This window comes from Chryseobacterium cheonjiense (assembly GCF_012927265.1).
Lineage (GTDB): Bacteria > Bacteroidota > Bacteroidia > Flavobacteriales > Weeksellaceae > Chryseobacterium > Chryseobacterium cheonjiense.
This window is the reverse complement of record NZ_JABBGF010000002.1, coordinates 682,538-697,655: the sequence shown is the minus strand read 5'-3', so window position 1 is coordinate 697,655 and position 15,118 is coordinate 682,538. Positions and strand designations below refer to the sequence as shown.

15 protein-coding genes are annotated in these 15,118 nt (G+C 35.6%); 13 read left to right on the top strand and 2 right to left on the bottom strand.

All coding sequences use genetic code 11. The annotated features are described in order from the left end of the window. Positions 1–75: 75 nt before the first annotated feature. Complete coding sequence (locus HHL20_RS13820; protein ID WP_169231758.1) at positions 76–924, bottom strand: hypothetical protein; 849 nt, start codon at positions 922–924, stop codon at positions 76–78. A gap of 385 nt (positions 925–1,309) precedes the next feature. Between HHL20_RS13820 and HHL20_RS13815 the strand changes: the two genes are divergently transcribed. The 10 genes from HHL20_RS13815 (at position 1,310) to HHL20_RS13770 (ending at position 9,136) form a co-directional block, all read left to right on the top strand. Further along, positions 1,310–1,555 carry a hypothetical protein gene (locus HHL20_RS13815; protein ID WP_228463195.1) on the top strand — a complete coding sequence of 82 codons (246 nt, stop codon included), beginning with the start codon at positions 1,310–1,312 and terminating at the stop codon, positions 1,553–1,555. A 75-nt stretch (positions 1,556–1,630) separates the two neighbouring features. Next, positions 1,631–3,280, top strand: coding sequence for a tetratricopeptide repeat-containing sensor histidine kinase (locus HHL20_RS13810; protein ID WP_169231756.1), 1,650 nt, complete (start codon positions 1,631–1,633; stop codon positions 3,278–3,280). A gap of 12 nt (positions 3,281–3,292) precedes the next feature. Further along, positions 3,293–3,958: a response regulator gene (locus tag HHL20_RS13805; protein WP_169231755.1), complete on the top strand. Its 666-nt coding sequence runs from the start codon at positions 3,293–3,295 to the stop codon at positions 3,956–3,958. 135 nt (positions 3,959–4,093) lie between these two features. Next, positions 4,094–4,543, top strand: coding sequence for a hypothetical protein (locus HHL20_RS13800; RefSeq protein ID WP_169231754.1), 450 nt, complete (start codon positions 4,094–4,096; stop codon positions 4,541–4,543). Between the two features lie 18 nt (positions 4,544–4,561). Next, the gene (locus HHL20_RS13795) at positions 4,562–6,265 is read left to right on the top strand and encodes a hypothetical protein (protein ID WP_169231753.1); all 1,704 of its coding nucleotides are present in this window, start codon (positions 4,562–4,564) and stop codon (positions 6,263–6,265) included. Positions 6,266–6,275: 10 nt separating this feature from the next. Beyond that, positions 6,276–6,446 (top strand): hypothetical protein, encoded by a 171-nt coding sequence (locus HHL20_RS13790; protein WP_169231752.1) that lies wholly within the window; start codon positions 6,276–6,278, stop codon positions 6,444–6,446. After that, on the top strand, positions 6,443–6,967 hold the full coding sequence (locus HHL20_RS13785; protein WP_169231751.1) for a hypothetical protein: 525 nt from the start codon (positions 6,443–6,445) through the stop codon (positions 6,965–6,967). Before HHL20_RS13790 ends, HHL20_RS13785 begins: the two co-directional genes overlap by 4 nt. Positions 6,968–6,969: 2 nt before the next feature. After that, positions 6,970–8,517 carry an AAA family ATPase gene (locus HHL20_RS13780; protein WP_169231750.1) on the top strand — a complete coding sequence of 516 codons (1,548 nt, stop codon included), beginning with the start codon at positions 6,970–6,972 and terminating at the stop codon, positions 8,515–8,517. A gap of 135 nt (positions 8,518–8,652) precedes the next feature. Further along, entirely contained in the window at positions 8,653–8,802 is a 150-nt protein-coding gene (locus tag HHL20_RS13775; protein WP_169231749.1) for a hypothetical protein, read from the top strand. A gap of 28 nt (positions 8,803–8,830) precedes the next feature. Next, on the top strand, positions 8,831–9,136 hold the full coding sequence (locus HHL20_RS13770; RefSeq protein ID WP_169231748.1) for a hypothetical protein: 306 nt from the start codon (positions 8,831–8,833) through the stop codon (positions 9,134–9,136). Positions 9,137–9,480: 344 nt separating this feature from the next. Here HHL20_RS13770 and HHL20_RS13765 read toward each other — a convergent pair whose 3' ends face one another. Then, on the bottom strand, positions 9,481–9,936 hold the full coding sequence (locus tag HHL20_RS13765) for an META domain-containing protein (RefSeq protein ID WP_169231747.1): 456 nt from the start codon (positions 9,934–9,936) through the stop codon (positions 9,481–9,483). An 87-nt stretch (positions 9,937–10,023) separates the two neighbouring features. On the opposite strand from HHL20_RS13765, the gene HHL20_RS13760 reads away from it, so the two are divergent. The 3 genes from HHL20_RS13760 to HHL20_RS13750 all read left to right on the top strand — a co-directional run bounded on the left by HHL20_RS13760 (position 10,024) and on the right by HHL20_RS13750 (position 15,022). Beyond that, a complete protein-coding gene (locus tag HHL20_RS13760; RefSeq protein ID WP_169231746.1) occupies positions 10,024–12,225 on the top strand; it encodes a S46 family peptidase in 2,202 nt (733 codons plus the stop codon). Between the two features lie 284 nt (positions 12,226–12,509). Further along, a complete protein-coding gene (locus HHL20_RS13755) occupies positions 12,510–13,832 on the top strand; it encodes a tetratricopeptide repeat protein (protein ID WP_169231745.1) in 1,323 nt (440 codons plus the stop codon). Between the two features lie 20 nt (positions 13,833–13,852). After that, on the top strand, positions 13,853–15,022 hold the full coding sequence (locus HHL20_RS13750) for a lamin tail domain-containing protein (protein WP_228463194.1): 1,170 nt from the start codon (positions 13,853–13,855) through the stop codon (positions 15,020–15,022). Positions 15,023–15,118 lie beyond the last annotated feature (96 nt).

Sequence of the window (15,118 nt, the reverse complement as noted above, 5' to 3'; positions counted from 1 at the left end):
ACATCTTAAAAAAGACGAAGGTAAAGGAATATCTTGGGAAGGAGTTTAATGGAGTTTTAAATAATTGTGAAGGAATTATTCTTCAAGTTCTAAAGAATCTATGTGATTTCCTGAATATTTTGAAATCATATGTTCAGAAGCCAATTTTAATTCTTTCCCATTATCTGGGTTTATGCCGTCCATCGTAAAAAAATCTACTTCATTATTCCATTTTGAACACCAGACTTTCCCTAATGAATTTTCAACCGTCATCGTGTCTTTTCTTGTAATTTTTCTGAAATGGCCTAATTCATTTACATTTGCGGCGATCACTTTATATGTAGGGCTTATATAACTGCTGTCTGTTGCAATATACCTTTCACCATTCCAATACATATATTTCTTTTCCTGATTTCCCAGTAATGAAAATACGAAGGAATTTTTAGAACCTGGCGAATTACTTTTAGTGTTTGGGAAAACGACTCCTCCGGTAACAAATATTAATAAAAGAGTCATCTCTAAAATCCCTAATCCATTTTTCTTAATGAATTCCGGCACTTTAAAATGCTGTTCATTGGTTATGTTGATGATAATTTTCGAAAGTTTTTCCGTTAAAGATTCTTCATCATGATCAACACTTATTTTCACCGTGGTTTTATTGGCATCTTCTTCCTTTTTGACGAATGTTCTTGAGAAATCTGTAAAATCTTTATAGCCGATGTATTCACTCAGCCTATCCAGACGATCCGGTTGAATATTAATATCACCACTTCCAGTTACGTAAGTATCATAATATCGCGAGAAACTTTTGTCATTTATTTCAAATCCCAAATCTTCTTTGAAATATAGCCATAAGTAAGAGGCCAGACCGCTTTTAGTATCTCGTTGAGATTCTTCTTTTGCCTTTGTAAACACTTCATTAATTAATAGTTTTTTCTTGGACATAATTAGTTTTTTAAGGGAATTACAAAATAGGTGATTTTCTACCATGCCGCATTACGGGATTCCGTAACAATTCTTGTCCATTGATGTCCATGTTTTGTCTAACACCTGCGTGAGTCTTTGCCGCATCTTTGCTTCAGAAATCAGTTGAGAAACACAACATTAAAACAAAAATAAGAAAAAATAGACTTTCAAAACTGATTTCAAAAATCGCCAGATAAAACGGAAGAAAACTCCGGGTTGGGAAGCAGATGTTTCTCTTCCGTTTTTGAAGGTTCACTTCCCAAAAAATTTAAGAAGCGCTTCGAAATTTTTACCGTGTAACACTGTCTGCGATCGGTTTCGCAGGGAAGAACACGAATGCTTTAACAATTAAATTTTTTGACAAATGTTACAATTTATATTAATGCTATTAGGTTTAGCATTCGGACACAATAATGCCCATACCGCAACATGCAACGACGATAATAACGGACAGCCAATCACGCAATATTCTCCCACTGGCGGAACAGAACCCGGTACAGGATTTGATCCGGGAACAGGAACAGGAGATGATGGAACAGGCGGGCCAGGTAATGGCGGAAGTACGGGAGGAAATACAGGACAAAATCCTCCTCCTCTTGTAAAACCATAATTAAATAACACAGAGCAGATTGTTTTAATCTGCTCTTTTTTATTACTTTGCAGAATAAAACTACAACTTACCACCATGAAAAACTATCTCCTATTTATCCTTCTTATCCTGTTATCTTCCTGTAATAAGGAAACATCAAATTTTCAGAATGATGATATTGCCTCTAACTATTATAAAAAGGCTAAATCATTAACCAACGATTCTGCTTATTATTATTACAATTTAGCAAAGAATGCTTATTTAGATATCAAAGACTCTTCGGGCGTTGGAAGATCATTGGTTAATATGGCGATTATTCAACAAGAAAATGGTGACTATTATGGAAGTATTGAAACTTCTCTTGAAGGGAACAGATACCTCAAAAATGTTAATGACACTATAGTTAGAGCAACGTTAGGTTCAAGTTATAATAATATGGGAATCAGTTCATCATATCTCTATGACTTTGATAATGCTATAAAATTTTATACCGAAGCATTAAAATACGCGAAAACTCCTGCTGACATCACTCTATATCACAATAATTTAGGCGATGCATTGGTATCATTAAATGAATATAAGGCAGCTGAACACAATTTTATTATAGCTCTTAAAACGAAAGACAAACTAAGCTATGCAAGAGCATTAAATAATCTTGCACGAGCAAGATTTACCGACAATTCACACTATAACCCCCTACCAGAACTTTATAAAGCTTTAAAAATAAGAGAAGAGAATAATAATTTGCCTGGACAGAATTCAAGTTATGCTACTCTAGCTAATTACTATTTAGATAAGAATAAGGAAAAAGCTTTGGAATATGCTAAAAAAATGCTGGCTGTATCAACTCAAAGTGAGAGTGAAGAAGATCAGTTACAGGCCCTTCAGAAAATCATTAATCTGGATAGTAAAAATTATCTGAAATATTTTAAGCAATTTCAAATATTAAACGACAGCTTACAGATTTCAAAAACAAAATCAAAAAACCAGTTTGCTATTGTACGATTTGAGGTTAAGCAACAAAATGAACGGTATCAAAAACTCGTAGAAGACAATAAATTTGACAGGATAAAAAGAAATTTCGCAATTAGTATTCTCATAATTGTTTTAATTGTCGGTATTTTTTGGTACAGAAAAAGAAAAATACGGCTTGAACAGGAAAAAGAACTCGAAATCAAAAACACCCAGCTCAAAATGTCTAAAAAAGTTCATGATGTGGTGGCGAACGGAATTTACCAAGTGATGACTAAAATTGAAAATCAGGAACATTTTGATAAAGAAAAGGCACTTGACGAACTGGAGTTTGTGTATGAAAAGTCGAGGGATATTTCTTACGAAAAAAGTGATGATTCAACTGAGGAGAAAAACATTAGTGAAAAAATTTCGGAGCTTATCGGTTCTTTTAAAAATGAGTCCGTCAACACTTACATTGCCGGGAATGACAAAAATCTTTGGGAAAATGTAAGTGAAAAAGCACAGGATGAAGTGTATCAAATTATCCGTGAACTTCTTGTAAATATGAGAAAACATAGCAGAGCAAACACGGTTTCTTTCAGATTTGAAAGAATGGAAAATCGAATCAGCATTATTTATTCGGATAACGGAATTGGTATTTCCGGAGATATTATTTATAAAAACGGATTGTCTTCTACGGTTTCCCGTATAGAAAATCTCCACGGGGAAATTATTTTTGACACGAAAACTGAAAAGGGACTGAAGATCAATATTTCTTTTCCTGTTTCTTAAAAACTAAAAACAATGTTCAAGAAAATTTTAATCGCGGAAGACCATGAAAGCATCAGTATTTCCGTGCAAAAGACACTGGAGGACCTTCATATTCCGATTGTAGATTATGTGTATTATTGCGATGACGCGTTGGCAAAAGTTCAGAAATCCATCCGTGAGCAGCAGCCTTACGACCTTTTGATCACGGATCTTTATTATGAAGAAGATCATCATCCCCAACAGATCAAAGACGGGAGAGAGCTCATTGAGAAAATCAGGAAAATTCAGCCCTCTTTAAAGGTGATCGTATTTTCCGCCGAGCATAAATCCGGAATTATCAATTCTCTTTTTAAAGATTATCATGTTAACGGCTACGTCAGGAAGGCACGAAATGATTCCAAAGAGCTGAAAAAATCCATTGCTTCGGTGTATATCAATGAAAATTATCTGTCGCTTGATCTGAAGCAGGATGTTAAAAAGCTGAACAGCTACGAGTTTTCGGCATATGACATCGCATTGGTCTCGCTTCTTTCAAAAGGCATTCTGCAGAAAAACATTCCGACTCATCTTGAGGAAAAAAATATGAAACCCAACAGCCTGAGCAGTGTAGAGAAAAAGCTCAACAGCCTGAAAGAAGATCTGGAAGTCACCAGCAACGAGCAGCTCGTAGCATTTTGTAAGGATATCGGTATTATTTAAATCATTTTTGTGCCCATTTTTTTAATGAAGCCTTTCAATTTTTTTGGAAGGTTTTTTTGTTTTTACGGAAACCCGTAAGACAATTTTTCATCATCCCTATATTTTTGTGACTACAATAACTGAAAAACTTAAATAATGGCTAGTATACTTTTTCAAAATGAATCTTTACATATCCAATCAGAAAGCAGACAGATTCTGCCCAAAACCCTCAGCGATCGCGAAATTCTTAAAACCCGTTCTGAAGGATATTTAAAATTAATTAAAGGACTTGATGTTGAACTTTTAGCAGAAACAAGAGGTAAAGAAGAATTGATAGCAAAAATTCATGATGAATTCGGAACGGCTGAACTGGCAAATCTTCCGCTAGGAATTTTGGCAAAATGCTATTTAGGTCATCCCCACGAAGTTCACACCTTAGATTTAAGTGGAGGACACATCATTCAACATTACAAAATAGGAGAATCTCTCCCTGATCATTTTGAAAAAGCCAGAACACTTGCCAAACATAATGCATATGCTTTTGTAGAAGTATTTAAAGATAAATTGATTCTCATCCGCGAAGACGGAACAGCAACAAAATTATAACTCTGAAAACTCAAATAAATGTCACAAAAAGTAATTTCATATGCGGATCTTTCATATATCAATAGCGCTTTAAGATCTATAAAAGCAGATATGAGCGCAGTAAATATAGAATTGGGAGGTCTTAATACCAAACACGATCATCTCAAAAGCGATTTATTACAATTAGCCAACTCATTTTGTGATTTTGTAGAAGCAGATATTAAACATAAGGCTTTACAGCTTGCCGAAACCCGACAGGGAAATCTGAAGCAGGACCTTCAGATAAAATTCGGTTATTATGCTGAGGTTCGCAGAATGGCTACAGGAATTCTTCAGGGCGTAGATACGGGGATCATCAGTGACGATACTTTACGGCACACCACCGAAGACGTCATGATAAAAGCTCCCAATTATTGGCTCGCTCCGTCCTTAGTTGTTTTAGCCTCATGGATTCGTGATGATAAAAATACTACAGAAAAAGCACTCGCCGAAAGCTTGAAAAGGGACGACTACAAAACAACTCTTTTCTTTATGCTTGTCATGCGGAGACTGGGAAGAAATGATGCCTGTTTACAATGGATGCACAGATATTTTCTTCATCAAAATCCTCATAATCTGGATAGGGAATTTATTGTTATTCTGGAAGCGATTACAACCGGAATTTTCCAGCCTGTATCTCATCAATTGATGATCACGAATGTAAAAATGTGGATTGATCAGCTTACACAAACAGATAATTATATTGATAAACAAAAAGCGCAGTGGACAGATTTCTTTAGAACAAAAGGTTCATTATCCAGTAAAAAATATCCTTTGCTGGAAGAGTTTGCAACCAATTGGGATTCTTTAGAATCTTCCTTAACACAGGCAAGATCCCATCAAGCATTAGAATATCATTTTAAAAATATCTTTGAAACCACGACAGATTATTCTAAATCAATAAAAATTCAACTTGATGAAATTCTTTCTTTACTCGTAACCAATTTTGATGACGAAGAACTTCCGTTGCAAAATGAGGTAAGATTAAATCAATTAATCATTCAAAAAGACGGAGACAAAAAAGCTGCACAAGCTTTAATGGATAATGAAAAACATATTTTTGATGAAAAAGTAGATTTTCTTCAAATGCTTACCAATGCAGCTTTTGATCCTGAATTATCGGGCGCTACAAAAGTTACACAGGTTCTTGCCGTTTCGATTAGCCAGCCTTGGATTGTGGAAGCTCATGATACTTTTACGGCCGATTATAGAAATAAGGTTGAAGAAAAAGTGGAACTCACTATTGACGGTTTTAAAACCTCAACAACAAACGGAACTGATGAGACAGAACAACTCCAAAAGCATGATAAATACTGGGCTTATTTTTTGGAAAACGAACTAAAAAAATTATCTTCTCCAAACATCGGAATTTTCATCGGTGCTTTGATCGCTTTACTAGGCATGGTAATTTTTAAGTTCATGTTTATGGGAGTCATTGGCATTTTGATTGGTGGATTAATTATTTACATCTCAATTAACAATCATAAAAAAGCAAAGAAAAAAACTATAGAAACCGTTACCGAAAGAAAAATAAAATCCAAAGAAGTTTTACGCGGCTGCATTGTTGAAACAGTCGATTATCGAAAAGAATTTGCACTGGAAGACGCCAAAGCTGAAGGTTTAAGACAAACATTAACATCCATAACTCCTGAAGATTTTTCGAGCAGTTCGAGAGAGACAAGATCAATTTTACAACATTCCTAAAGCTAACACAATGAAAGATATTAAAAACAATTCTGAAATAAATAAAACCCCAAAACCACAGCAGACACCAAGACCTAATCTCTTCCAAGGCAAAAAAGAAAGCGAAAAAGGAAATGCAAAATTTTCGGACTGGGATATTTTGCCCCCTCACCAGTTTATAAATCCAAGAATAAAATCATGAACATAAAAAGCCCTATAACATACGCAGATTGGTGCAATTTGTTTGAACGTTTTGGCCATGGCGATGATACTGTTTTTGATGAAATGAATTGCGGCTGCTTTGATCTAGACGCAGGAACTGCCAAACGTTTTTATAATCAGGCTGAAGAAGCTTATAAAACAAGAAAAAAATTATGGCTTGAAAAATTTCAAAGATCATTTGAAATACAGAGTATAAAATCTGAAGATGATTTTGGGATAATTCTTTTAACGGGTAAAAAAAATCTTATTCCTCTGACAAAATTTTCATATTCAAAAGGACTTCCCGAAGATTTAAAAACTGTTTTCAAAAAAGATCTGGAAGAATTTGTTGCGGAAATTAAAAAGTCCTTAAAAGAAAACTTGCCTAAGGCAGGAAACGATAAAGAAAAAATGACACTCATAATCAATTTGTTTCGACTTCCTATAGAAGAAGTTCCTTTTCAAGATGATTCCAAAAATACGGTCTCTAATTCACTAACAAAAAGACAAATTATCTTTTAACCATGTCAAATAAAATTGAATTCAAGAATTCTCTGCTGCGAATGTTCCGTGCAAGAATTCCCTTCATCTCAATAAGAAGTATTGAAAGAGCAAGAGTTCTGGAAATCATTCAAGAGCTAGCCGAAGAAATCAATATCCCCATCTATGTTCACAGTCTTTCTCACGGAATGATGGACATTAAAACCAGAAAAACCGTCAATGATGATCGTTCTGTAGTCGGAGGAATTGACTTTGCTGTTCAGAACATCTCACAAAGACAAAATCTCACTTTTATTTTCACCGAAGTCAGTGATATCGAGGATGACAATATTGTTTCAAGACATATCTATGATTGTGTAGTACAGGCGATTGAGAGGGGCGGAAGCATTTGTATTATTTCAACAAAAAGCGTTTGGTCACAACTTCAAAGATTGGGGATGACCCTTACTTTGGATGCTCCAAACGAAGACGAAATGTTAGAAATTGTTAAAGATTGTGTTCTTCCTTACCAAAACTCTTTTCCGATTGAATGGGATGAAAAGGATTTTAAAATGGCAGCAACAATTTTAGCCAATATGACAAAAATTGAAGCTGAAAATGTTTTAGCTACGCAAATGGCAAAAGGCTCTTTAACAAAAGAAGACATCAAACTTCTTACACAGGAAAAAGATAAATTATTTAATGATATTTCCGGATTAGAAAAAGTGAAAATTGATCCAGATATGCTTTCTGTAGGTGGATTAAGCGGACTCCAACAATGGCTTGACAGCCAAAGACAACTTTTAACGGCAGACTTAAAAGCAAGAAAACTTCGTCCGCCGAGAGGCGTTTTATTAGTTGGAGTTCCCGGTTGTGGAAAATCTCTATCTGCAAAATTTATCGCCGCAACATGGAATCTGCCTTTATACAGATTGGATTTCGCTGCTATTCAAGGAATGTATGTGGGTCAATCTGAAAACAGACTAAAGGATGCTTTTGAATCTGCAGATAATGCTTCGCCTTGTATTTTATGGATTGATGAGATCGAAAAAGGATTAGCTGCTAATGCCAACGATTCATCCGGAGTTACCACAAGAATGATTGGACAATTCCTATTTTGGCTTCAGGAAAGTACTGAAAAGGTTTTTGTAGTTGCCACCGCAAACGATGTTACAAAACTTCCACCAGAATTACTTCGAAAAGGAAGATTTGATGAATTATTTTTTGTTGATCTCCCCGAAGAACAAGAAAGAGAAGATATTATTAACCTTTATATTAAAAAAAATCTTTTAATTCCTCCTTCTGTTGAAACATTTGAAAAATTAGTCTCTCTTTCATCCGGATTTGCAGGGTCAGATTTGGAAGGAGCAGTAAGAGACGTTGCTATTCAGGCAGTAATCAATGGTGATGAATTTGTAAATGATAAACTATATGAAACCTGTTTTCGAAACATTGTTCCTTTAAGCAAAACAAGTCCGGAAAAAATTGAAGGGATCAGAAATTGGGGAAAAGAAAGAGCATTACCCGCTTCTGGTTTGCCATGGAACCCTTCTGAAGATGTTGTGACTGCAAGACGTTCAATCATCATTTAATTGAATTTAGAACACTTAAAGGCCTTCCAATTTTTTTGAAAGGTCTTTTTTTCGCTGGTTTTACGGATTCCCGTAAGGTTTGGTTTTGAAAGGTTTATACTTTTGGAATGTTAAACAAATAAAAAATTATTTATCATGAATGTAAAACACACACCAACAAACATTATTCACAAAGGACAGAAAGGAGGAACAACAGGATGCGGTACAGACACCAATGAACATCCAACTCATTGGACAAATACCAGCGAAAAAATAACCTGCGATAAAAACGGATGTAAAAACTAATTATCTACTAAAAAACAATTTAATTATCATGAAAAAACTACTATTTGCAAGCTTATTAAGTTTAGGATTATTATTACCGGCAAGCGTTTCTGCATCTGCAAACACTACGACTTCCACAACGGAATTCGCTGCTAAAAAACAGAAAAAGAACAAATCGAAAAAGAAGAGAAAAAGCAAAAGAAGTAAATCTAGAAGTTCAAGATCTTATTCTCAAAGTAAGGGATGTACTTACAATGGTCATCAGCTTATTGTTGGGCCAAGAGGCGGATGTTACTATTATTCGGGCAACAGCAAAGAATATGTAGACAGATCATATTGCTCCGGTTGTAATTAATAACCAATAAAAGTCCGACTAAAAACTAATAACCATGAAATACCTCATCATAATCGCTGCCATTCTGTGCTTAATCAGCATTTTTGAATGACCTTACGGATACTACATTTTCGTCAGGATCTTAGTTTCATTTATGGCGCTTGTCATTATCGTTAATGAATTCAGAACCAGAAGCTTTTGGATGATTGCTTTTATACTCATTTTGACTATATTGTCGGACTTTTATTTCTGTATTACTTCTACAAATTAATTCCGAAAAAAAACAAAATAATCGCAACAATTGAACAAAGCACGAAGAAATTCCAAAACAGGAGACAGAATAATTAAATAACCACTTTTATTTTTTAATCCCAGTCTGCTGCAATAAATTCCATTTGATTTCCGTCACCATCAGAAAGTGTAAGAAAATGTCCTTTTACAGAATATTTTGTCATATTCCTGAACGCTTTTGAGAAATCCATTTCCAGTTTCATATCCTGGCAGGCTTTCAGAGTAGAACCGATCTCTGATATTTCTACACCGCCATCATTCTTAAACTCAGAAGTAAAGAACATGCTGTTACAGCCCATGAAGGCTGTCCCTCTAATTTTCCCATTTTCCGGCTTTTCCGTAAGATTGATTTTTGCATCTTTTGCGATCAGATCAGCTTTGGAATAGGATCCGAAAGCAATAAGCATCCATTCCCTCTGAACCTGGGAATTCTGATGGGTGTTTTGCGAAGCATTGCTGTTTGCGGCATTACAATTCAGCAATAGTAATGAACATAAAACAGACAAAACAGAAATGAATATTGTTTTCATAGCCGATTGAAATCCAATTTCATACCATTGGAAGCCCAGAATACGGTAAAAATTAGTAAATTAGCGACACAAAAATTATTTTATAAAATGAAAAGAATACTTCTACTATTCACTTTCCTTTTAAGTTTTGCGCAAATGAGGGCAGACGAAGGAATGTGGTTGTTAATGCTTGTTAAAAGACTTAATGGTGTCGATATGCAAAAAGAAGGCTTGCATCTTACACCGGAAGAAATTTATTCCGTAAACAATTCAAGCTTAAAAGATGCGATCGTAAGCTTCGGAGGATTTTGTACGGGAGAGATTGTTTCCGGGCAGGGCCTTATCTTCACCAACCACCACTGTGGTTACGGCGCGGTAGCAGCTGCTTCCACTCCGGAAAAAGATTATTTAAAGAACGGATTCTGGGCAATGAAACAGAAAGACGAGTTCAACGCTAAAGATCTTTATGTGAGATTCTTAGTAAGAATGGATGACGCTACGCAAAGAATCAATTCAAAACTCAACAACAATATGTCCGCTGCAGAAAGAAAGGCAGTGATCGACGCTGAAACCAAGGCAATCCAGTCTGAAAATTCTGAAAACGGAAAATATACAGTAGTCGTAAGAGATTTCTTCAACGGAAACGAATTTTACTATTTCGTGTACCAGGATTATAAAGATATCAGATTGGTAGGAGCTCCACCCTCCGCATTAGGAAAATTCGGTGGTGATACCGACAACTGGGAATGGCCGAGACATACTGCAGACTTCACGGTTTTCAGAGTGTATGCTGATGCTGCAGGAAACCCTGCAGAATATTCTCCAAGCAATGTTCCGCTAAAACCTAAACATTTCCTTCCTGTTTCTTTGAAAGGAGTAAAGCCGGGAGATTTCTCCATGATCTTAGGATATCCTGGAAGAACAAACCGTTACCTGACTTCTTACGGAATCCAGCAGATGGTTAACAAAGATTATCCGGCTTGGGTGGAAGCGTCTAAATTAGCCATGGACGTAATGAAGAAGTACATGGATAAAGATAAAGGAACTCAGCTGAATTATGCTTCTCAATATGCTTCTGTAGCCAACTACTGGAAGAACAGACAGGGAACTATTGATGCCGTTATTAAAAACGGAACCATCACAGACAAGCAAAAAGTAGAAGAAAAATTCAAAACATGGGCGGTAAGACCTGAAAACATTGCTGAATACGAAACGGTTCTAGAAGATATCGGGATTTATTACAAGCAAACTTCAGACAGAAACGTAGAGAGAATGTATATGTCTCAGCTTTCAAGAAATGCCAAGTATTTTACTTTAGCATTGCAGGTAGGAAGCGTTCTTAAAGCGTATGCAGACCAGGATATGAAAGGAAGACTTGCCATGAAACCAAAAGTAGATGCTGCTCTAAAAACAGCTTACGAAAATATCAATACCAAGCTTGAGGGCGAAATGCTGAACTCTATGGTAAACCTTTATCAGACGAGAGTAAACAAAGATGTGGCTTCTGAAACCATCATGGGACTTGATGCCAAAAATCTTTCTAATGTTGCCTATTCTTCAATCTTCGCCAACAAAACATCAGCAACTAACTTCGTATTGAATCCGGATAAATTGAAACTGGATGCCGATCCGCTTTGGAAAATTGCGAACGGACTTGTTGCAGACCAGAGAGCTTCTGCAGAAAGATTCGTGAAAATTGATGATAATTTTGCTAAAAACAACAGATTATTCTTAGCAGGATTGATGAAGGCCATGCCTGAAAAGAAATTCTACCCGGATGCCAACTCTACGATGAGACTTACTTACGGAACAGTAGATACGTTACCTATCAGAACTGACAGAAACTATTTCGGTATTACAGATAACTATTATACGGATATGACCGGTCTTGTAGGAAAATACAAGAAAGGGGATGAAGAATTTGACCTTCCACAGAGAGTAATTGACCTTTACAACCTTAAAGATTTCGGTCAGTATGCCGATGCTAAAGGATACATGCCGGTTAACTTCCTTTCCAATAATGATATTACAGGAGGTAACTCTGGTTCACCGGTTATCGACGGCGACGGGAACCTTATCGGTATCGCATTCGACGGTAACAGTGAAGCACTAAGCGGTGACATCGTTTTCGAACCGGAATGGCAGAAAACCATCAACGTAGACGTTCGTTTCGTTCTTTGGACGATTGACAAATACGCCGGTGCAAGAAGATTAATCGACGAACTGCAATTGGTAAGAGACGCAAACACACCTGCAGATACCAAAACAAAAATGCCTAAAGCAACACCTGCTAAAGGAAAAAGAAAATAATCTTCATTGATATAATTTTTAAAACCGCGAAAGTTTCTTTTGCGGTTTTTTTATTAATCTTAAAATTATATTTTCAATTAGCTTGTACCAAAACCAGCTTAACATAATAAAAAAAACAAAACAATCATTGTATTTTTAATTTTTTTTAAATTAATTTGCATCCGTTAAGGGAAGGAAATCGATTAGAGATTATTATTGGAACACCCGAAGAACAGGCCTGCTAATTTTGTGGCAGTAAACCTACCTTCCCTTTCTTTTTTAATTGATAACCATCTTTCGACCATATGATTACTAGAAAAAAATTTTTACAACTTTCTACATTAAGTGTAGGGGCGTTGTTTATTCCTGATTTGTTTTCTTCAAAATCATCTTTTCCACTATCTCCGATAACAGATGTTAATTTACTGCTAAAAGAAGCAAAATTTTTCAGAAAGCAGAAAAAGTGGAATAAAGCAAAAAATACTTATCAGCAGATCTTACAAACCAACCCTCAGGAAGTCAGAGCTTATGATGGGTTAAAGAAATGTATTTTTCAACAACCTAAGCAGGAAAAAATATACATGCAAATGTTAGAAGATGCCGTTTCCCAGTTCCCGGATAATAAGCTTCTGAAACAAAGATTATACAGTCAGTATGTTCAAACTGCTTTGGGAAATAGAAAAGTAAGTAAGCAGAAAAATGCAAACCTTCTTCTCCATGCCAAACAAAAAATGGAACTTTTGGCAGCTCAGTATCCTAATGATCTCTCTCTTCAAAAACAACTGAACAAAGTATGCACCCGTCTGAATTCCAATGCGGGAGAAGTACATTACAAAAATAATCCCGGATTAAAGCAGCAACACAAACAAAATCAAAAAACTTTTAAGAAAAGATTTGATGCTTTTAATAAAGATCAGTTATATACCAAGTTAACCGTTCTTAAAAGTAAACCTTATAATAAGGAAAGAGAAAAACATATCCGTGAACTTTATTTAATGCTTGTTAAAAGAAATGTAAAGACTCACGATATAAATCAGGCGGCTATTATTGCAAAAGAATACCATAATCTGTATCCTAAGGATCGGTCTGCAATTTATTGGATGCGTAGACTGGGAGATAAAAAAAATGATGCTCAATTCATTATACAGACTGAAGAAAAGAATCATCAGACCCAACAAACTTTTTGGAGTGCCTCAGCTTATTTTACAGCTGTTAAAAAATACCAAAGTTCTAACACAGGAAAGCTGCAGCAGCTTGTTACCGAAATGGAACAGACCAGTACAGAAGCGCATCAGGATTTGATCCTTTATTGTAAAAAAATTGAGTTATCTCTTCTTCAAAATCAGGTAACTCAGGCAGAAACACAGTTGAACCTTCTCCTTACATCAAAAGCAGGCATTAAAAATACTTCAATTATTGATTCAATTAATGTTCTAACGGTAAAATATTTAGTAAAAACACAGCAGGGTGCAATGGCTAAAAATATGCCATATATCATAATAAACGCAAAGGACCTGGTGACAAGTTCCGATATATGGGAGAAAAAAATTGCGCAGCTTAATCAGTACAGAGATTTTTCAAAACCTGTTTATCTGGAAAAATTTCAGAATTATTTAAAGAAAATATAACACTAAGACCAATATTAAACATGATGAAAAAAATTCTATACGGAGGATTTTTAGTCATATTACCCTCTCTTTTTCAGGCACAGCTATTTATTACTGAAGTGTATAGAGATACCCCTTATTCTGAATATATTGATGCTAATGATCCTGTCAATCAGAATCCGTCTCCTGAACTTTATGAAAAATTACGAAAAAGACACAGAGGGGAATTTGTAGAAATTTTCAATGCTAGTGACAAAGGTATCAATCTTAAAGACTGGAGCCTCATGGATGATGAAGGAAGCTATAATTTCCCTAATAAAATTATTCCATCAGGTCAATATATTGTCGTGGCGGCCAATAATAATGAAGTTGGAGACTATTTTCCATACTTTTTTTCTACAACTCAGGGAAAACAGAATCAGATACTCTACCAAAAGGATATCAAGCTCAACAACAGCAATGAAAGCCTGCGTTTAATTGCACGTAAAATATTGGGTAATGACATAGATCCCCCGTATGCTACATCTTCTTTTGTATATCCCGTGTCCAGTGATTTTGGAATAGCAGGAGGGTCTAGCAATGTTATCGCTAATCCAAGTATTTTTTACGATGTCCGTGACTGGCAGTATGGATATAGTACGCCGCAAATCCCTACTCCGCTAGCAGGAAGCATAACACCTCCTATCAAGCCTTTCGAAGAATATGTTGATTCTTATCTTCTTCAAAATTACAGTCTTATGACCTGGGATGATAACGTGAGTGTCTTTCTTTCAACGGTATGTAACATCTCTATTCCATCTGTCTCACAAACTCCGAACACAGGAGTGACTTCAGGAGGAAAAAGCTTTACTTATGATGAAGCCGGGAACAGTTCTGCATCGAGTACTTATACTTCAGGAGGTAATTCAGGTGGAATTTCGTCAGGATACACAGGAGATGAAATCGATCAGATTAAAGCGGCAATACAGCTTTCTCCTAATCCTACCTATAGTATTGTGAATGTTAACATTACAGGAATTGCGCAGGGAAAAGTTGCCTCCGTACAGGTATTTAGCAGTACAGGTGCGATCCTTTTCACAAAGAATAACCTGCAGAGCACTACCAACTTTAATTTCAGTTTTGATCTTTCAGGACAGATTACAGGAGTCTATATAGCCAACTTTACATTGACTACAGGACAGGTGGTTGGTAAAAATGTTTTAAAATATTAAATCAATTACTGCTATTTTACTTTCTACAGGTAAAATAAAATTCAATTTACTAAAGACATTCTCCTCTTATGCTTAAAAATAACAACATAATTTTCA